The following is a 19,722-nucleotide window of genomic DNA, read 5'->3' as shown; positions in this document are numbered from 1 at the left end:
AGGCTTCAAGTTTCCAGCCGATAACGTTGCGATGTATCTGCAGCGTTCATGAGTCGGGCTTTGTACGCCTTTTGTTCCACCAAAAGCCCAAATATGCAGCTTCGGGCCATCTAGGCCTTATAGGTAAAGCTGGTGGTGATGGCCCGCGGGTCCGTATGAGCGGTGGTCTGGCCGGCGTCATCCAGTGTTAGGTCGGTCTGGTGCGACGCCTGATCGACGGTCCCGCGCAGACGGTTCAGCCTATCATAGAGATTGATAAAGTTATTATTGGCCGGATCGGTTGCCGTGGTCAGGTTATCCTCAAGATCATAGGCAAAGCTATGGATCTGACCTGCGCCGCCAAGGGTGGATGTCAGCCGCCCCAGTTCGTCAAAAACGCTGCTTTCCATAAAGGTCGTTGTCTGACCTTCCGCATAGGTCGTTTGGGTCACGTTGCCCATGGCGTCATTGGTATAGCTCGCCTTGTGCTGTAACGGATCCGTGGTCGAGATCAGACGGTTGGCCCCGTCATATTCATAGGTCCAGACGAAATTGCGCGGGTTGGTCATCGAGATCATGTTGCCCGCAGCATCGTAGGCATATCTCCACTCCCAATCGTGGACACCTGGCCTAAATAGCATATTCGTCATTCGGCCGCGCACATCATAGGTAAAGTTCCATTGATGGCCGCGCTGGTCCAGAACCTGCGATGGGTTTCCAAAAGCATCGCGGGCGAGGATTTCGGTGAAGTTGCCCACCGGATCGGTGACCTTCTGCAGGTGTCCTTGGGCGTCATAGGTATAGGTCGTGATGTCGATCACGCCATCTGCAGCCAAACCCGGACCATCAACGCTTTGCAGCAGTTTCAGACCGGCCGCATTGGTGGTGTAGGAGTAAGTCGTCGTGCGCTGCTCGCCAAAATCCGGACTGCCGTTCAGGATATCCTCCTGCGTGTAGGTCAGCATCGTACCGTCGGCGTCATAGGTGAAGGTCTCGCGCATTTGCGAGGTTTCGCGGGTCAGCGGCAGGCGCAGGGTGGCGTGCCAGGTGTAGGTCGTGACCCGCTCGTCCGCGCCGCCTGCATCCTCGGTCATCTTTTCGATTAGACCCCGCGCATCCCGCTCATAGGTCGTCACAGTGCCGTTGCGATGCGTCCGGGAATACACCATGCCCTGAGGGGCTTGTGCATCGTTCGGTGTGTAGTCGATTGATTTTGTGGTCCCAAGGCAATTCGGCGTCGCGATACCTTCCACGCTAATTGGTCGTTTTCGACCTTCGACTTCTTCAAATGTGACTACGCTTTGCTTGCCAAGTGAATTGGTGATTTGGGTTGTCGTGTCAGAGGTATAGGAAAGTGAGGTACGCTCAGCGCCCCCAAAGTGCTCAGATCGTATTGCCTTCGCACCATCCCAGGCAAAAGTGGCATAGTCAAAGGGCACGCCATTTCCATCCAACCGACCGTCGCTGATACCAATCAGTTTTGGAAAACTCGACGTTCCGGTTGGGTCATAACTGTAGACCCAAATCTTTTCCGAGGTTTGGGCGGGCGTTCCCAAGGAAGCTTCGGTTAGTATGAGCCATTGCTTACGAACTGAATCTGTCTGGTATTCATAATCAATCAAAACATCGGGGGCAAAGCTCGCACCATCATAGCTCGTATCAACTTCAATTCGGGTAACAACAGAAACAACATTTTCTGTATTCAGAGTATCATCCCAAGTATAGCGTGCCAGCTGTCCCTTGTTGTCAGAAATCTCTGATATCCTGTTCTGAGCATCCCGACTAACAATCACTTTGTATCCATCCGGTCAACGTATCTCGGAAAGTGATTTCTCGCCGGTTGCTGTTGTCGAGTAATACTCTGTTCTACCACCTGCTGTACCAACGACATGCCGACCATTTTCTGATGCGACGTCCGTCTGGAGAGAGAAGTGATGACCGCCAAATTTCGGCGTGGTCGCGCCATCACCGATAAATTTGTATCGCATCGCATCATTGCGATGCACAATGTAGTCTTTCCCGACCGTACCTGTAACCATCAACTCCCAGTTCGACGCCCAGCCCAGGCTGTGCGACCGAGTAATCGGTGAGTTGGCCATGGTGAAGTCGCCACGATATGTTCTAGAGAACTTGAAACGGGCGTCGATGGGTGATGACCAATCTAGATTACGCTCAATTTTTGTGCCGGTTGCTGTCGCAATTGGATTGCCCGCAATCGATCCATCGCCACCTGCACCAGTATTTGGAGACGAGCTTGTGCATCCGACTAGATCATCTTCGCCAACACATAGTCCGCCGAGACTTTCATCTGCAGGTGCGTTCGCCCATCCCCACCAAGCGGTACCCGGCCAAGCATAGTTGCTGGCACATTTTTTGTTGATGTCGATCGACTCGCCGCTGGTGTATAGGCAGATATACTTTGCGTCGTTTACTTTAATTGCTTCTTCTAGAGTGCCATTATAGTGTCTTTGGTGCCAGAAACACCCTTCGACCGGATCGTCATGTGGATATTGGTTACCGGTAAAAAGAATAGTCCAACTGTAATAGGGTCCACCTGGTATCTCAGGTCCGGAGCCTGTTTGCGCCTGACTTGCGCCGGGAATGCTCGCCAATCCCCAAAAAAGACAGATCAAAAAGAAGCGATAAAGAGACATGTCAAACCCCTGAGAGAAAAAGGTTACTTTTGGTCTGGCAACGAATAAACAATCATAAACACATAAGCTCTAGGCAGCCTAACAACAGGATTGATTTTCTGACAAGAGAAAGTTTTGAGACCTGAAAAAAATCAATTCTTTGAAATGGTTGGGCTACATAAAACTATCCGCTTGGGTCATTGCATACCCAGTATCCGCCAGGATTCTTGCCCTCTGTTCACAACAAAGGAGGTTGTTCTGGCCGATGCCCCTGACGATATGATCAGCAGGAAATTCGCGTTGCGGGCCGGGCTTCTGAATGCCTCGGGAACATCGCGCCGACTTGCGCCGCTGCCTGCGACGCTTTCCAGCAGAGATTGGGGGGCTATTTCGGGGGCGAAACCTGTTGAGCCTGAGAAAACGGTTGCGATCATCCTAAGGTTCTGCGCCTGCAGATGATCAAGTTTCATGATACGAGCCGCATCGCTGATCCGCAACAAGCGGTGGCCTTCCCTGCGCCAGGTCCGCAGATGGGTTAACGCCGCCTCAGTTTCCTTGGGAGTCAAGCCAAGGGACCCGATGACGACCTTCAACAATGCTGGAGACGCAGTGTTGAGATCAACGAGGCCCGAGACATCCTGCAAGCGCACCTCCCAGATTTCCCCTTCCATTTGCACCGAAAACGGTGCGGTAAGATCGGCATCCTCTGAAGCATAATGCGTCATTGCTACAGCGGCGATCGTCTTGGTTCGGACCTCATGCAGGCTCAGATCACGCAGGATGGCGTTGTCTTGCAGTCGGGTCAGTGTCAGGGTGCTGGCAGCGGCGAACAAAAGCGTAATCGTTGCCAGAGAGACCAGCACCGTGATCAGCGCAAACCCGCGGGAGGGGTGCAGATGAGCCAAGGTTCCCATGACCGCATTTTACCCGCCCGCAGGGAATTGGCCAAGCTGGTCCTTCACATATTTGTCTATGGTGCGCTGCTTTTTCTGGCACCGCCACCAGCGGCGGGTCTGCTTGTCTCAACAGGGCTTGCGGTTCTGCTGATCTGGATTAGCCTGGTTGATCTGGACTGCTATGAGATCCCGGATGTGGTCTCCGCCTTGCTGATCCTGACGGGTCTGGTCGTGATCGCCGTTCTGGGCGGGTCCGTGCTGGCGCATCTGCTTGGTGGGCTGGTCTGGGGCGGCGCGTTTGCTGCACTTGCCTGGGGTTATCATCGTTTCAGGGGCGTTGAGGGCCTGGGGCTGGGGGATGCGAAACTGATGGTCGGCATTGGCATCTGGCTGGGTCCCTCGGCACCGGCCAGTGTGGTTCTGGGGGCGGCCCTATCTGGGATCGGCTTTATCTTGCTGATGCATCGCAACGCGCGCGATTCCCCCATTGCTTTTGGTCCATTCCTTTGTTTCTTTGCCTGGGTCGTCTGGCTGTTCGGACCATTGGGGATTTAAGCATGAAGAGAAACCGCAAACCCTTGCATGCCCGTTGGTCTCGGCAGGCCGGCGCCACCCTTCTGGAAATCCTTGTGGTTCTGTCCATCCTCGTGCTGATAGCGGCTGTCGTGGGGCCGCGCGTCATTGGATATCTGGGCCGGGCCAAGTCTGAGACCGCCGGTTTGCAGATTGATGCCCTGTCCGAAGCTGTTCAGCTTTATTACATCGATATGGGGCGCTATCCGACAGAGGCAGAGGGGCTCGGTGCTTTGACCTCGGCCCCGGCAGCCGATCCGGCCTGGGCGGGACCTTACATCGCCTCGGAGGAAGCCCTGACAGACCCGTGGGGGCGCGATTACATCTATGTACCGCCCGGAAACGGAACCGGGTTTTCTGTCCAGTCTCTTGGCGCGGACGGCGCGAGGGGCGGTTCGGGCGAGGATGCGGATCTGCGGTCATGAACATCTGACTGCGTTTCAAGACAAAGCGGCCCTGATTTACCCGTTCCTGAATCAGAGTAGTGTCTCGATGATCAGAACCGGCCAGTCGGTGCGCGGCTGCGGGCCAGCCTCGATCCGGATCAGATCGGGCAACTTATGCGTCGCAGTCCAATCTGCCTGCCACCCGCGTTCGGCGTCATCAGCATCATAGTATCCAAGCCGCATCTCATCCGCCTGCACCATCGGAAAGCTGTGAAGCGCCAGTACCACCCCGTCATCGTCCAGCTCTTGATAACTAAGCACGATCTGACCGTCCGTTTGCCCCACCTGCACCCGCAGCGCGGCGGCATCCGGTGCAAAAGGCGTTTCCGCGAATGTCACAAAGGACAGCGTGTCCGCCCCGCCCTTGAACGCGGTTGCAAAACTGGTCAGCCGCGATGGCGGGCTGGCCTGTTCGATCCAGCCGCGCAACCTTTGGCGCAGAATAACCGGCGTCTCGGTGTCCTGCAGTGCCCGGCTGCGATCCCAGACCTGTATGCCCAAGCCCATTGCCCCGGACAGGCCGACGGCGATCAGGGCCAGCACTGCCAGCGCAATCAGCAATTCCAGAACTGACAAGCCAGACCGCGGTGTCATCGGGCAACCTTGATAACGCTCAGCTCTGTCAGGATGCGATCGCCTGCGTCCAAAACCTCCAGCTTGATGTCAAATGCGTCTTTGTCGCCGATTTGCTCGCGGGCTGAGATATTCCGGCGAAGGGTCCATTCGCCATAGCCCACATCCTGAGGGCCGGGCTGCAAGGGCAGTTCAGTTCCCAGACGGGCCAGATCAGACAAGGCCAACTCCCGCGCCATGGCCCGATCCTGCAGGCCGACGGACCGTTGCAGCAAAAGGGTCTGACGCGGCAAAAGCACCGTCAGCACCATTGCCATGATGGCAAAGGCGACCAGCACCTCAAACAGCGAATACCCCGCCTTTCGGTTCATTCGACAAACTCCACCGCACCCGTCAGGCCGGTGGCGCGGAACGTGCTGCGGCGGTTATTGAGAAGGACGCAAAATTCCATCTGCTGCACAGAGCCATCTGGATAGAAGATCAGGTCGGCCGGATCGTCGCATGGCTCAGCCGCCGCGCGAAACGATACGACCGTTCCGGTTCGGATCGCGCGCCTGCGGGCCTCGTGGGCAGCCGCGATAACCTCGCCGACTGCCGCGCGGTACTCCAGCCCCGGATTGCCGCGCCGATAGGCCGAGATGGATATGCCCATGATCATGGCAAGAATTGCCAGGGACACCATCGCCTCAAGGATGGTAAACCCGTCAGAGCGCGACATCATTCAGATCCAGAATGGCGCTGATCACCGAAAAGACCATGCCCCCGACCACCAGACCGATGATCAGGGTCAGCGCTGGGGTCAGCAGGCGCAATGCTGTCTGCATGCGACGCTCGGTCGATTTCGACAATGCGGCAGATGCGGTGGACAGGACATCAGCCAGCCGGTCGGTCTGTTCACCAACCCGTAACAGACCCTGCACAAGCGGATGGATCAGGGGCGAGGTGCCAAGCGTATCTGCCAGCTTGCCCCCCGCCTCGACCTGCGTGCGGGTTTCTGATAGCAATGCACTGTAATCCTGCGTCGGCATTGCCGTTGCGGTGGCCTTCAACGCCTGTGTCACCGTCGCACCGCTTTCCAGCATCAGGCCGAATGTTCGCGCAAAGCGCAGGGTCTCGCGTTCCTGCCGGTAGCTGCGCAGCCAGGGGATCAGGGCCACGAGGCGCTGGCCAAAGGCTGCAAATTGCGCGCTGAACAGCCGTAGCAAAAAGAACAGCAACGCCAGACAAGCCAGCACGATCACCCAGTTGCCCGTCAGCGCCTTGCGCACCGCATCCATGATCTGAAGAGTTGCAGGCGCCGCCGCCCCGGTCGAGGCAAATACCGGCAACAATGTCGGCACCAGATGGAACATCACCAGCGCCATAACCAGCGATGCCATGACCAGCAGAATAACCGGATAAATCAGGGCAGAGCGTAACTCGGCCCCGATCTGCGCCTCGGACATCAGCATATCCACAGCCCGGCGCGCCGCAGTGTCTAAGGTGTTCGACGCCTCGCCGACAGCAATCAGGGTCCGGACCCGTTCGGGGAAAACATCCCCCTTTTCCTGCATGGCCGCGGCCAGCGAGGTCCCGTCAGCGATCCGTCGTTCCATATTCTGGATAAGACGCACCAGCGCGCGGTCCTGAACCTGCGCGCGGCTAAACCGCAGCGCATCACTTAACGGCACACGTGCCTCTGCAAGAATGGCAAAGGCACCGAAAAAGTCGATCAGATGTCGTTGGCTGATCTTCGGCTTACCGAACAGGTTTATTTCTCGGTCCCACCAATGCCCCTCATGCCCGGCCCCTTCGGACAGATCAATCGGCATCAGGCCTCGCGCAGCGATCCGGTCAAGTGCAGCGACACGGTCTGCGGCATCGACCACACCACGCACTTTCTCTCCCTCTGGTGTCAGACCGAGGTAGCGAAAGCTTGGCATAGGTTCAGCGCAGCAGGCGGTGACCGTCGCCAACCTGTCCCGTCCCATTGCGTATGGTGTTGTTCGCCCCCGGAATGCGGCGGCGCAACTCGTCAGTGATCGCCTGCGCTTCGGACCCGTTGCGCACCACACGCGGCGTGATCAGGATCAGCAGTTCCGTCTTGGCCTGCTTGTCCTCTTTGCGCTTAAACAGGTTGCCGACCACAGGGATATCCCCCGCAACCGGGACCTTGGATACCACCGTGCCCTTGCTTTCCTCAATCAACCCGCCAAGGGCAAGCGTCTCGCCATCGCTGATCACGACGGAGGTTGTCACCTTGCGCTGTGAAATCGTCGGGCTGTCGATGCCTGATGTCGTGGTTTTGGCAACGCTGCTGACCTCCTGCTCGATATCCAGAACGACCCGGCCTGTCGAGGAAACCCGCGGCTTCACCTTCAGAATGATCCCGGTATTGCGGAATGAAATAGTATTGACCACCGGCGCGTTGACATTGCCCGTATCGACGACCTGCTTGGTGGCGATGGGAACCTCATCACCGATCTGCAGGGTCGCTTCCTGATTGTCCAGAACCATGATGGATGGCGAGGAGACCACATTCACGTTGGTCACCGATGACAGCGCATTCAGGGTCACACCAGCAGAGGCCCCCTGAAAAACAAAGGACAAGCCGGGAAAACTGGCCCCGGTTGAGCCATTGGACGCATCCGAAAACGTGCCGCGGAAATTCCCCCGCTGGAAGAACCAGCGCAGCCCCAGATCAAGCTCGTCATTCAACGAAACCTCGGCGATGGTGGCTTCCAGCAGCACCTGTACGGGCACGGTATCAAGTGAGCGGATCAACCGGGCAAAGCTGTCCTGCTCGCTGTCATTGCCCCAGACCACGACGGCATTTTTTGTGTCATCCGCAATGACCCGCGGGCGACTCCCGACCGAGGCCGTCTGCCCCTCAGCCGGGACAACTTCGTCAATCATTTCTGACAGGATAGGGGCCAGATCCTCGGCCGAGCGGTTCTCCAGATTATACACCACCGGACGGCGGCGTGCCCCGCCAGCAGTACGGTCCAGTTCCTTGATCCACTTTTCTGCTTCCGGCAGATACCGCGACCGGGACGAGATCACCAGAATGGCCCCAAGCCGTTCCGAGGGGACAAAGGTCACCACATTTTGCAGGTTCCCGCCTTCACCGCTTTCAAAGATGAACTGCAATTCCTCAATCACCGCCGCCGGCTCTGCGGCTCGCAGCCTGTAAAGCCCGACCGATTTGCCCTGCAGGACATCCACATCGAACAGGTTCACGGCCTCAATCGCTGCATTGACGTCATCACGTTTGCCCGACAGCAACAGGATGTTGCGGCTGGGAATGGCCTGGGTCTGAACGCTGTCCCCAGCGATAGGCCCGATCAGCCGGGTCATCTCGGTTGTGCCCACATATTGCAGCGGCACCGCGACAACCCGCGCGCCGATGCCACGATCCCCCTGCAGCGTGACCCGCCGGGTCCCACCGGACATCGGCTCGATCGAGATCACGCCGCTGGAATTGCTGCGCAGGGTCGCGCCGTTCAGTTCCAGAATGGTCTGAAAGGTCTCCAGCAGGACTTTCTCGCTCATCGGGCGCGTTGTTTGCAGGCTGACCGCCCCCTGAACGCCAGGTTTGATGGTATAGTTCTTTTTCAGCGCCTCACCAAGCACCGCACGCGCGGCCTCTTCGATCGGAACGTTCACCAGATTAAGACTGATCTGCCCTTCGTCCGAGACATCGAACAGATTGCCACGGCTTGTGGTCTGGCCCAGAAATTGATCATTGCCCAGCCGCGTCCGCTGGCTGACCGGCGAATTCAGTTGCGACTGGAATACCTCAAAGGCTGATCCACCGCCTGCACGCGCGCCCGCGCGCTGATTGGCCAGAAGCTTTGGAACCCCATCGGTTTCCTCAACGCAGCCCAGTAGCGTAAGGCCAATGGCCAGCGCCGCAAATCCCTTAAGAAGTTTCATCATTCTGCTCGCTTCTTGTAGAGGTCTAGCAAGACCACTTCTTCCTGGTTTTTGAATTCCACGTGATCAGCCGCGATCTTTGTCACGGTCCAACCGGCCATTTCCTGGCCCTGCCTCATCCAGTTTGCGTCTTGACCCGGCAATCCCAAAAGGGCGCGCGGGGTGTCTCCGGTCATCAATACACCCATCAGGGCTACATCCGGAAATACCGGTTTTGGCTCCGGCTCCGGTTCAGGAACAGCCACAGGTTCCGGCTTGGGCTCCGGGGGCGGAGCATCGGGCCGGACCGGGCGCCGTGTCACTTCAAATAGCGGGCGTTCCGTAATCGCTGAATAGTATGAGGCGGGACGCGCCGTCGCAATGGCTGCCTGCGATTGCGGTGTCTGCGGTGCGTCACTCACCACCGCAGAGGCAGGCATGATCCGCGGCGGCGCAGCTTTCATGGTCATGACCCATTCTGCAACTATGCCTGTCACGAGGATCAGAAAAATCGACCCCAGGATTGGCGCCAGCCGGGTCATCCCGCATCTCCCAGAACTCTGCTGGGCGCGACCAGTTCGATTTGCATGAACAGAAGGGGTTGCTCGATCAGCCGCCCCGGACGGTTTAGTCGCCGCAGGATGGCCTGTTCCACCATCAGCACCGGCTGATGGAATTCCAGTTCCTGCAAAAACATCGACAGCGCATCAAGACTGGCCTCGCCTTCGACCCGAAGTCTGGTGCCGGTCGCCGATGGCAACTCCCGCGTTCCCGTTGGCGTGATGGAGCGCAGCTGGATCCCATGGCGGGCGGCTATCTCACCAACCTGTGCCTGGATGGCCGCGGTCAGTGCGCCGGATTGTTCCGCACTCCAGACGAAATCCGCGACATCCCCGCTTTGCAGATCCGCGATCTCTTTTTCCAGCATCATGCGCGAGGCTTCCAGCCGCCGTTTCTGGTCCTGCTTACGTTCAAGGTCCAGGGAAATCGCCTCCACCCTTGCCCAGATCGGTTGTAACGCGAACAGCCAAAGCGCACCCGCCATCAGGCCAAGAATGCCCAAGGCTGCAAGACGGGATGCCACACGCCGAGCGAAGGTCATTTTGCGTCTCCGATCTCGGCAATCAGATCAAAACGCTCGCGAAGGTCCTGCCCCCGCGAGACAGCCCCGTTCAGCCTTGGATTACGCAGCCGGTTTCCCTCAGACAAGGACAACACCAGTTCCGCCGCCGACCCGCTGACCGAGCCGTTGAGTTGCAGCTGCGGCGGCCGGTAGGTCAGATCATTGACCCAGACCTGATCAGGCATGGCAACGGTTGCCTCTCTTAGGGCATGGACCAGCGGCACCTGTTCTGTGACCATTTTGACCAGCGCATCGCGTGCCGCCAGATCCTGGCGCAGGCTGTCTGCCTCCTGCCGCAAGGCAACGGTCTGGGCCCGAAGATCAGTCAATTCCCGGTCAAGCGCGGCCATCGTCTGCTGATCCTGCCAGGCCGGGGTGATCAGGCGATAGGCGCAAAGACCAAGCAGCACCAGCAGGCACACGGCATTCAGCACACGCCAGATCCGGGTCCGGGCGGCAATTTCCCTACCGAAATCGGCCAGCGGTTTGCCCAGTTCATTGCCCTCAACCAGTACTTTGCACACCGTCAGGCCAAGCCCAGCCAGACGCGTGCGCAAGGCGGATATATCATCGCGCCGGGCGATCCATTGGGTCACATGACCGGTGTCGTCAGCCCGAAAACTCCAGTAAATATCGTTTTCCTTAAAAGGCGTTGCGCGCAGGGTATCCAGCGCCAGCATCTTGCCGATCGCAGCGCCTTTCGCGCCCGGCAGCCGAACATCGCGATCAAGGCAATGCTCCTGCGGATAGATCACATCGACAACCTGATTGTCCCGCGCCTGCGCCGTGATCGGCTTGTGCAACAGGTCACGCGGTGCCAGCACTGCGCGTCTGGCAACGAATATATTCTCGGCATCTTGGTGAAAATGCAGCGGCATCGCCTTGGACAGGCCCAGAAATACACTGCGCACCCATTGCGGCAGCATCCCTGCCACCTCGCGGGAAAACCAGCTCCAGCCCTGTAAAATCCTGTCTTTCAACGCCTTGCCGCCCCCAGGCCCCACCCAATTCACGAGCCTGTTCTCTTTTGCCGCATATCCTAATACGCTGGCGTTGAAAATGACAGCCTGAAGGGCATAACAGGGTTGAATGAGCACGATCGCCACACTCAGGTCACAGGCAGGTTCGGACGCGGGACTGATCGCCGCCCTTGGCAGCAGCCTGACGGAAGAGCAAATCGCCCGGGCAACCGCCGCCGCCACACGGTCGGGAACGCGACTGGAACGCACCCTTGTCGAGCTGGGCCTGATCACCGAGGAGAAGCTCGCCCTTATCCTCGCCGACTGGCTGGACATGCCTGTTGTGACTGCAGCCGATGTTGATCCTGCTTTCGATCCCCCGGACAGCCTGACAGCCGTTTACCTGACCCGCGCCCAACTGATCCCGGTGGCCCGCCGCGACGGTGTCCTGCTGGTGGCAACCGCCAATCCGCGGGATATTGACGGGCTGCGCAGCCTTGCCTTTCATCTGGGCGAGGATATCCGGCCCGCCGTCGCCACCTCTGCCACAGTTGCTGAGGCGATCCGCCAACTTACCGCTCAGCCCGAAACCACCCCGGCTGAGGCCGTCGACAGCGATGTCGAACGGCTGCAGGCGCTGGCCAATGACGGTCCGGTCATCAAGCTGGTGACGGACCTTCTGACCCAGGCCGTCGATCTGGGCGCCTCGGACCTGCATCTTGAGGCGCTGGAAGCCTCTGCCGTTATCCGCCTGCGCATCGACGGCGCGCTGGAACCCCTGCGGCACCTGTCCGAGGCCGATCGCCGCGCCGCCACATCGCGGCTGAAGGTCATGGCTGATCTCAACATCGCCGAACACCGCCGCCCGCAGGATGGCCGCGCCCGGATCACCGTCCGGGGTCGCAATATCGACCTGCGCCTGTCCACCCTGCCGACGCAATTCGGCGAAAGCGTCGTGATCCGTATCCTTGACCAATCGCGGCTGGTGCTGGATTGGGCCACGCTGGGCTTCCCGCCTGAGCGAATCGCGCAGCTTGAGGCAATGATCCACCAGCCCAACGGCATCTTTCTGGTCTCCGGTCCGACCGGCAGCGGCAAGACCACAACGCTTTATACCGCGCTCTCGCGCATCAACACCGATCATCGCAAGATCATCACCATTGAGGATCCCATCGAATACAACCTGACCGGCATCAACCAGGTGCAGGTCAGGCCCGAGATCGACATGACCTTCGCCGCCGCCCTGCGCGCCATCCTGCGTCAGGATCCGGACGTCGTCATGATCGGCGAAATCCGCGACGCCGAGACGGCCGAGAACGCCGTCCGCGCCGCCCTGATGGGCCGCCTCGTCCTGTCAACGGTCCACACCAACACTGCCGAAGGCGCCATCGCCCGCCTGCGCGACCTTGGCGTGCCGCAATATCTGATCAATGAAACCCTTCGGGGCGTCCTGTCCCAACGCCTGCAACGCACCCCCTGCCCCGATTGCGGCGGCACCGGCTGCCCCACCTGCCGCCAGACCGGCGCTGTGGGCCGAAAGGTGGTCTCAGAGCTGCTGTTGCTTGAAGATGGCAAAGGCAAGCTGTGTTGACCTGTCGCATCCGATCCAAGTCCCATGTACCCCCTTCAAAGGCATGGCTGGCTCAAGCGGACCGAGATCTAGTGATCGCAGTGCGGCTGGAGAGCTAGCTATGAGTTTCTTGGTAAAAGCCAATAATCATATCTTGTAGTTCATCACTTTTGTAACAGTGAATGATGTTTGGGCTATCCACCACCCTACCTGCAGTGCTGTCGTTCCAATCAGTTTGAGCCTCTGAGCGGAACCAAATGTGGGGTTGGTCCTGAAGCCCACCCACGTTTATCAAATAGCTCTTTATGTTCCGGTGAGTTTGGAAGCGGGCCGTTTAAGACAGCTTCGTGAAACGCAGCTGGCGGTTCGTAGTGATGGTCCTTAACATAGTGATAAATAAGATTGGGCGCACAGAAAATTGTCCCATCCCCGCCCAAGACGCGGATCTCTGCCGTTCCCAAAGTCATCATTCTCCCATCAAACTCAACGTCATATTGTTCCATTCCGTACTCATCGCACAACTCGCAGTAGTGGAGACCGCGCGACAGAGAGTATGAGTACGCACAAAAAGCAAGGAGCCGATCAAGAAATTCCTCGCTTGCCTGCGCTTGGCAAAAATCAACATCTGGACCAAGCCAACCAATGTTCAATGATCCGTCAATTATCTCATGCGGATTATATTGGTATTCGGTCAAATCTTGATAGTATGTCATTTCTCTAGTCTATCCTTTACTTTATCACCATTGCAGAAGCCACAAATAGTCGTGCCTGTTCCCTGCAGATGATCCTTGATTTCCTTCTCCGACATTTTGGACGCGTCCAAAACAGTAACGCCATCGATACCGCCGAACGCCTTTAGATCTGCTTCGAAGAAGCCGTCAGCGGTACCATCACGCAAACGTCCTTTAGCGGTGCCATGGACTCCGCTCAAAATAGTTATCTTGGTTTCTCCGCCAATCAAGGCGTTGTTCACAGCTCCGCCGACATCACTCTCGTAAGAATCGCCAGAGAAAGTGATAACTTTCCCGCCAGCTGAGTTAGTTGAGGTGTTCACAATCGCTTTCGGTGTGGGCGAGCCTCCCAGCCCTCGTGCCAATCGTCTTCCAAGTTTCAAGGTATCATATACTGGGCCGCCTAGCGCGCCTGCAGCGGCAATCAGCTTTCCACCTGTACCTTCAGCTTCATATATTCCCTTGGCATCACCAACCCCTGGAACAACATCAAGCGCAGCGCTCGCAACGGCAGGGCCGTATCGGGCGACCCCTGAAGCAGTAGCAGCGGCAACACTCTTGGTTACTTCGACCGTTTTCACGGCAGATTTTCTCGCCGACGATGCTGCGCTCTTCAGGGGAAGACTTATCTGGGGCTCAAAGAAAAGGAATGTACCTTTACTCTGATTCCCACCCGGATCGCTCTTGTTGACTGGATCGTTGAAGGAGTAGGCGTAGCGATTGGTCCCCACTCCGGGTTGTGTAACTTCAAACCAATCCGGCTGGATGAAGCGCCCTAGCGCCGGGTCGTAGTATCTGGCGTTGAGGTAGGACAGGCCCGCTTCTTCGTCGTAGCGCTCTCCGATGAAGCCTTTTTCTTCCGTTGCGACGACGGCTTGCCAGGTCCAGTCCTGTTGAGGGGCTCCGTAGGCGGTGAAGTCGGAGCGGCGGGCTTTGAGGCCGTCCTCGCCGGTGATGAAGCGGACGGAGCTCAGGTGATCGCGGTGCAGCCAGCTGCGCACGCCGTCGACCTCGCGGACGTCGTCCTGCAGGTGCCGCACCACGGATTGCTGGGCGGTGCCGTAGTTGCGGATCTCGACCACGCCGACATAGAGCGTTTCTTTCGGCAGGCCGGTATTGTCGTCAACGATCTTCTTCAGCCGGGTGCCGTCGGCGCCGTAGACATAGGTGGTCTTGACCCCATTGGCGGTGGTCACCGTCAGCGGCCGGTTCTCGCCATCATAGGTCATGACCTTGCCGCCGAGGCCGGTGGTCATGTTGCCATTGGCGTCATAGGTGAAGGTCTGGCCCGCGACCGAGCTCGGGGTATGGGGGCGCGGCGACAGGGCACCGGGGTAGATATAGGCCCCCAGGGCAGAGTTCGACAGCATATTGCCATTGGCGGCATAGGTGAAGCTTTGGTCCGCCACCGCATTGGTGCGACTGTCGGCCATCAGCAAGCGCCCGGCATGGTCATAGCTGTAGTCGATCCAGCCGACATCCAGCATGTTGATGGAAGTGATCCGCCCCGCCTGCGTGCGGTGCGTCTCGTGGTTGAAGGCGCTGGTGGCCGCACTGTCGGTGACCTGTACCCGGTCCAGATGCGGGGTGTTCAGGCCGACCTCATCACCATAGCGGTAGTCGACCTTGGCCCCATTGGCATAGGTGATCTCATCCACCTGGCCCCGGCCATTATATTTGGTGTCGGTGATGTAGTTCTCACGCGAGATCAGACGCCCGGCAAAGTCATAGACCCGGTTCTTGGCCCAGTAATGCCCCAGACGGGTGTTCAGCTTGACCGTCGCCTCGTTGATCAGGTTACCGGCCCCACCATACCAGGTGATGTGGCGATACTCCTTGCCATCTACCTTATGCACGATGCGCCGCGGCGCGCCATGGATGTTATAGGTGGTTTGGATCGCAATATCCGTGCCGTCGATGGAAACCTTCGACAGTTCCCCCACGTTCCAGCTGTTGGTGTCGGCCCCATTGAAATCCTGATCATACTCGTAGCGCGTGACAATCGGTGCGCCGCCGGTGGTCGAGGGCACGGATTTGGTCAGCACCCGGTTCAGCGCATCATAGGTAAAGCTGATCACCTGACCCTTGGCATCGGTCTGCTGCAACAGGTTGCCATTCAGGTCATAGCTCATCGCCCAGGTGCCCAGATCCGGGTCAGAGGCCAGGGTACGGTGGCCAAAGCTGTTATAGGTGTAATCCCAGACAGAGCCCCCCGGATCCGTGACCTGCACCAGTCGGTCCAGCGCGTCAAAGGTCAGGTTGGTCCACTCCCCACCCTGATAGCCGCCCGCAGTATCAAAGATCGCCTGACGTGTCCGGATCGCCCGGCCCAGCCCATCCGATAGCACCAGAACCTCCCCACAGATCGTGGCTGTGTCATTGTCAAAGCAATGCGGGTCCCGGGTACGACTGCCAGCAAAGCCGACAAGCGTCAGATAATCCGTCCGCGTCTCGGCCCCATTCGCCTGGGTCACCTTGATCGGGCGGTCCAGCCCGTCAAAAGCATATGTCGTCCAGAGCGGCGCTTCCGACGGCAGATAGGGCAAGGTCTCGCCAGACTTGCGACCCCGGTCATCATAGGTGAACTCCTGCGTGATCCGGTCCACGGCATCATTGTTCTTGCTGGTCGTCTCGGTCTTGTAGACTTGGCCCAGCCCGTCAAAATACTGCCGCTTGATCAGCCTGTCATCGCCACCGTTGAAGCCTGGCTGCAATGTGTTGATGCGCTGATTGATTGGGTTCCCGAGGTTAACATAGTAATACTCAGTCCAGTAGTTTGACGGCGAAAACGTCTTCTTGATCCGACAGAACGTATCATACTCGCTCCGCGACACCCGCCCATTCGCATCCGTCACGGTCAGTGGTGCCTGACAGGCCGCATCCCAGGTGGTTTCCGCTGCATGCCCCAGCGCATTGGTCGTCTTGATCCGGAACAGACCATTGGCGTCATAATCATGCGTCGTGACATTCCCCAACGCATCCGTCTCGGTCTTCACATTGCCATGCGCATCATAGCTCATCTGCGCCATGGTCGCGAAGCTGTTCTGCGCAAAATCGCGCTGCTTCACCACCGTCAGATTGCCCCTTGTCGGAGCCGTCTGCAGATTGGCCGCACCATCATAGAAGTATTGCTCATGTGACAGACCATTGGCCGCGGCATAGGTCGCCGCAACCCCCGACTGCACCCGCTTTTCCGATGGCAGCGAGACGATGTACGCAGAGATATTCGGAACATAAGAGAAAAACGTCCCCCGCTCATCCCCGCTGACCGCAACATTGCCATGCTCAATCACATGGACAGGCTCACCAAACCCGTTCACCGCATAATCCGTCCGCGTCTCAACAAAAGACGCGCCTGACAGGATTTTGCTCGTCGTTTGGGTCCGGTCCGCGCGGAACGGTCTCTGGGTGTTCTGGATATTCAGCGTGTTCGTGCTCCGCGCCAGCAGATTGGACTCGTCCGCCGCCAGGGCAGTTCCGGTAAACCGCTCCACCTTCAGAACCTGGCCAATGGCCCCCAGTTCCTGCGCATAGGTCGTGCGCACCGAAACCTCAGGCTCACCCGCAACGGGTGGCAAATGCTGCGTCACCTCCCGGAAGCCGAGCGACTTGCGCCAATACGGCTCCCAACCGGCACCGGCATAGTCAAAACTGCGAGCGATCACCCGACCCCGACCATTATCCGTCGAGATCGTCGCTACAACAGGCTGATTGAACGGCTGCCGGTTCTCCGGCGTCAAACCCGACGGCTTATACGTCACAGACGTCACCGCCCCCGTCGCCGCCCTAATCGACGTCATCAAGTTCGGCGCTGTGGAACTCCCCCAGGAAATCGTCTTATACCGCGTCGACCCGCTATTGGTCCGCCCAATAATGTCAACAATCCCGTCACCATCAAAATCACCATGGCCAAGATATTCCAGAAACACCACCTGCTGCCCGGTTGCGGAATCCATAACTTGCACGAAGGAATTGCCGGTCGAGATAAAGGCCTGAGCTTTTCCAGGTGCCCAGTAACCTCGGACTGACTTGTAATTAGCAACCTGCAAAATGTCCGTTAACCCATCTCCATTCAAATCAACGGTCACCAATTTATTCTCTGTTAGCCCATCTTGTGAGGGTGTTCCGGGGCCATCACGAAAAATTCTTTGGGCGTCTACCCACTGAGATTGCTCATGGAAATCAGTTCCGTTTGATAGATTTACTTCAACGATACCGTTCCTGCGATCAATTGAAACAGCATCCGTTAACCCGTCTCCATTAAAGTCTCCGTAGGTTACGTTGGTGTTAGGCCTGTAAGCAGAATCTCCGCCGTAGTACTCGTTTTCGTAAGCAAGGCCGTTTTTGTTCCGAACAAATTCTTTTACACGAGCTAAATCTAAAAAGCCGTTTCCATCAATATCAATAAGGTTTGCACCCTTATCTAGTAATTCTTCAAAATTAAAACCAGAAAATCCTGCAAAACTCCCATCCTTTATAGTGCGTGGATAGTACTTACTCCTAACAACATCGTATATAACTAATTGCTGTGAGTCTTTTCTTGCAAAATTTCCAGTCCAATGCGCAAAGCCACTAATACCTTCAGTATAGGGAATATTTCTCTCTCCAACAATCCAGTTCCACGCCAGTTTATCAGCAACTTCAAATTTGGCTCCGTCATAAGAGCTTACGACAAACTCGCGTTTCATTTTGTACAAGTCTTGGTCGTCGGTTTGACTTCTGTGAAAACTATGGCTGGTTACCCAACTCAATAGATACTCTTTACCTGAGACTGGGTCTCTATCTGTGATACCAACGAAACCAAGATTAAACTTGTTCGACCTCCAATGAAGCATTGAATGCACAGCGCCCGTTCCTTTAAGCGCTGCATCAAGAAAGCCATCGTGCGTCACGAAAGCCTCAATGCTCCGGTCCTGCGGATCAAAGTTCAATAGGAAGGGCTCGAAGTCCCGGTAGTAGTACTCGGTTTCACCGTCATCGACCCGCTCGAACCGCTGGTGGAACCCGGCATACAGCAGACTATCGGCACCCCTCCCATCAAAGTCAGCAGATACTGTAGGACTTGTTCTAAGATCAAAGTCGCCACCTAGTTCTGCATAACTCCGATCAACGAACCCGACAGCGTCGTCGGAATAGGTAAATGTGGTGGGCGGCAGACTGGTGCCTACCAGTTGGTCGTCCTGCCAGGCGTTATCCGCGCCCAGTTCGGTGATCTTTGTCACCAGTGACCGCTTGGTCAGAGCACTCTCTTCATGCGTCAGCACATAGGCCCGGATCGGGGTGTTCCCCTTGTGCACACGGATGCCGTAAAGCCGCCGCTTCCATAGCGGCATCCAGCTGTCGCCAATGCCAAACTGCACCCGGCTGCCGATGTATTTCGAGGTGAAGTTGATCTTGTACTCGCCATACTGAATTTCATGTGGCAGATACTCCCGGATCTGGTCGGTATGGTCGCCCTCTCCGGTGTAAACCTTGTACGTATACTGCACCACATTCGGCTGGGCCTGCTGATCGCGGATCTCGGCCAGCAGCCAGCGCGTCTTGAAAGCCAGCTTGTAAGACGTCTCGGACACGTCGGTCGGCGCTGTCCCCGATGGCATCCAGGTGCCAACCGGCCGGTAAATCCGGATGCGCCCGGATTTCCCGCGGATTTCCCACTCATTTGCCACCGGATCATATTTGATCCGGCTGAACGACTCGGTCATCGTCGCGTGCGTGCCACCATGGCTGCAGCTGGCGCTGGCCGTCTCGGTCAGAAAATCCGACGCATACGGGTCTGTCCAGGAATGGGTCGCCGCCGCATCCCGGCAGGCCAACAGTTCCTGACCATCGAGCATGAACATGTCATAGGCCGGATCAAAAAACGGCACCCCACCACCGGAACTGTGCAGCGTGATCTCGGACATGCCCGACAAAGACCAGCCGATCCCGATATAATTGCCATAGCCCCCCAGCTTCTTGTTCGAGGAAGAATAGCTCAGTGCCAGGCCCGGCTGCATCCCATGCCATTCCGGCACTTTGATCGGATAGCTATAGGCAAACGCCCCGCCCGACCCTACATCGGTCGGCAAGGTCGGTTTGTAGCCATCGACCGGATTATCCACGTTGACGCTCTCATCCTCAGACGCGGCGCGCGCAACCTGCTGGGATTGCTCAGCCTCAACCTCATCGCCGGATTCAGCATCAACACCCTCTCTAACCTCGCCCTCCAATGACTGAGGGTCGGCATCCGAAAGCTCCTCGACCGGCGCTTCATTCGCAAAAATTGGTGTGGATGTGCTTCCAAGCGCCAGGGAAAGGACAAATAAAACAAAAGCGGCTGTTCTGGCCAAAGTCATGTGCAAC

At 57.5% G+C, this 19,722-nt stretch carries 16 protein-coding genes; 3 read left to right on the top strand and 13 right to left on the bottom strand.

Going from position 1 to position 19,722, the window contains the following annotated elements; translation table 11 throughout:
- Positions 1 to 110: 110 nt before the first annotated feature.
- The 3 genes from ACW9UQ_RS13530 to ACW9UQ_RS13520 form a co-directional block, all read right to left on the bottom strand.
- A complete protein-coding gene (locus tag ACW9UQ_RS13530) occupies positions 111 to 1,535 on the bottom strand; it encodes a hypothetical protein (protein ID WP_458931550.1) in 1,425 nt (474 codons plus the stop codon).
- Between the two features lie 252 nt (positions 1,536 to 1,787).
- Positions 1,788 to 2,633, bottom strand: a complete 846-nt coding sequence (locus tag ACW9UQ_RS13525) for a DUF6531 domain-containing protein (protein WP_458931549.1) — start codon at positions 2,631 to 2,633, stop codon at positions 1,788 to 1,790.
- A gap of 176 nt (positions 2,634 to 2,809) precedes the next feature.
- Positions 2,810 to 3,526 (bottom strand): hypothetical protein, encoded by a 717-nt coding sequence (locus ACW9UQ_RS13520; RefSeq protein WP_458931548.1) that lies wholly within the window; start codon positions 3,524 to 3,526, stop codon positions 2,810 to 2,812.
- Here ACW9UQ_RS13520 and ACW9UQ_RS13515 point away from each other — a divergent pair.
- Positions 3,509 to 4,063, top strand: coding sequence for a prepilin peptidase (locus ACW9UQ_RS13515; protein ID WP_458931547.1), 555 nt, complete (start codon positions 3,509 to 3,511; stop codon positions 4,061 to 4,063). The genes ACW9UQ_RS13520 and ACW9UQ_RS13515 overlap by 18 nt on opposite strands.
- 2 nt (positions 4,064 to 4,065) lie before the next feature.
- Positions 4,066 to 4,506, top strand: a complete 441-nt coding sequence (gene gspG / locus ACW9UQ_RS13510; protein ID WP_458931546.1) for a type II secretion system major pseudopilin GspG — start codon at positions 4,066 to 4,068, stop codon at positions 4,504 to 4,506.
- Between the two features lie 51 nt (positions 4,507 to 4,557).
- On the opposite strand, the gene ACW9UQ_RS13505 is transcribed toward gspG, so the two are convergent.
- From ACW9UQ_RS13505 to ACW9UQ_RS13470, 8 genes are read right to left on the bottom strand one after another with little or no spacing between them, the layout of a single operon-like run.
- Positions 4,558 to 5,121: a hypothetical protein gene (locus ACW9UQ_RS13505; RefSeq protein WP_458931545.1), complete on the bottom strand. Its 564-nt coding sequence runs from the start codon at positions 5,119 to 5,121 to the stop codon at positions 4,558 to 4,560.
- Positions 5,118 to 5,471, bottom strand: a complete 354-nt coding sequence (locus tag ACW9UQ_RS13500) for a type IV pilus modification PilV family protein (protein WP_458931544.1) — start codon at positions 5,469 to 5,471, stop codon at positions 5,118 to 5,120. The genes ACW9UQ_RS13505 and ACW9UQ_RS13500 overlap by 4 nt, the downstream gene beginning before the upstream one ends.
- Entirely contained in the window at positions 5,468 to 5,818 is a 351-nt protein-coding gene (locus ACW9UQ_RS13495; protein WP_458931543.1) for a pilus assembly FimT family protein, read from the bottom strand. The genes ACW9UQ_RS13500 and ACW9UQ_RS13495 overlap by 4 nt, the downstream gene beginning before the upstream one ends.
- Positions 5,805 to 7,055 carry a type II secretion system F family protein gene (locus ACW9UQ_RS13490; protein WP_458931542.1) on the bottom strand — a complete coding sequence of 417 codons (1,251 nt, stop codon included), beginning with the start codon at positions 7,053 to 7,055 and terminating at the stop codon, positions 5,805 to 5,807. The genes ACW9UQ_RS13495 and ACW9UQ_RS13490 overlap by 14 nt, the downstream gene beginning before the upstream one ends.
- A complete protein-coding gene (gene gspD / locus ACW9UQ_RS13485) occupies positions 7,027 to 9,018 on the bottom strand; it encodes a type II secretion system secretin GspD (protein ID WP_458931541.1) in 1,992 nt (663 codons plus the stop codon). Before gspD ends, ACW9UQ_RS13490 begins: the two co-directional genes overlap by 29 nt.
- The gene (locus ACW9UQ_RS13480) at positions 9,015 to 9,536 is read right to left on the bottom strand and encodes a hypothetical protein (protein WP_458931540.1); all 522 of its coding nucleotides are present in this window, start codon (positions 9,534 to 9,536) and stop codon (positions 9,015 to 9,017) included. The genes gspD and ACW9UQ_RS13480 overlap by 4 nt, the downstream gene beginning before the upstream one ends.
- Positions 9,533 to 10,096 carry a type II secretion system protein GspM gene (gspM, locus tag ACW9UQ_RS13475; protein ID WP_458931539.1) on the bottom strand — a complete coding sequence of 188 codons (564 nt, stop codon included), beginning with the start codon at positions 10,094 to 10,096 and terminating at the stop codon, positions 9,533 to 9,535. The genes ACW9UQ_RS13480 and gspM overlap by 4 nt, the downstream gene beginning before the upstream one ends.
- A complete protein-coding gene (locus ACW9UQ_RS13470; protein WP_458931538.1) occupies positions 10,093 to 11,130 on the bottom strand; it encodes a PilN domain-containing protein in 1,038 nt (345 codons plus the stop codon). The genes gspM and ACW9UQ_RS13470 overlap by 4 nt, the downstream gene beginning before the upstream one ends.
- A gap of 76 nt (positions 11,131 to 11,206) precedes the next feature.
- On the opposite strand from ACW9UQ_RS13470, the gene ACW9UQ_RS13465 reads away from it, so the two are divergent.
- Positions 11,207 to 12,667, top strand: a complete 1,461-nt coding sequence (locus ACW9UQ_RS13465) for a GspE/PulE family protein (RefSeq protein WP_458931537.1) — start codon at positions 11,207 to 11,209, stop codon at positions 12,665 to 12,667.
- Between the two features lie 209 nt (positions 12,668 to 12,876).
- Here the strand turns inward: ACW9UQ_RS13465 and ACW9UQ_RS13460 are convergent, their stop codons facing one another.
- The gene (locus ACW9UQ_RS13460; RefSeq protein WP_458931536.1) at positions 12,877 to 13,359 is read right to left on the bottom strand and encodes a DUF7919 family protein; all 483 of its coding nucleotides are present in this window, start codon (positions 13,357 to 13,359) and stop codon (positions 12,877 to 12,879) included.
- On the bottom strand, positions 13,356 to 19,715 hold the full coding sequence (locus ACW9UQ_RS13455) for an RHS repeat domain-containing protein (protein WP_458931535.1): 6,360 nt from the start codon (positions 19,713 to 19,715) through the stop codon (positions 13,356 to 13,358). Before ACW9UQ_RS13455 ends, ACW9UQ_RS13460 begins: the two co-directional genes overlap by 4 nt.
- Positions 19,716 to 19,722 lie beyond the last annotated feature (7 nt).

The sequence above is a fragment of the Halovulum sp. GXIMD14793 genome (genome assembly GCF_054457435.1).
The sequence above is the reverse complement of the archived record's forward strand: the minus strand, read 5'-3'. Positions and strand labels throughout refer to the sequence as shown.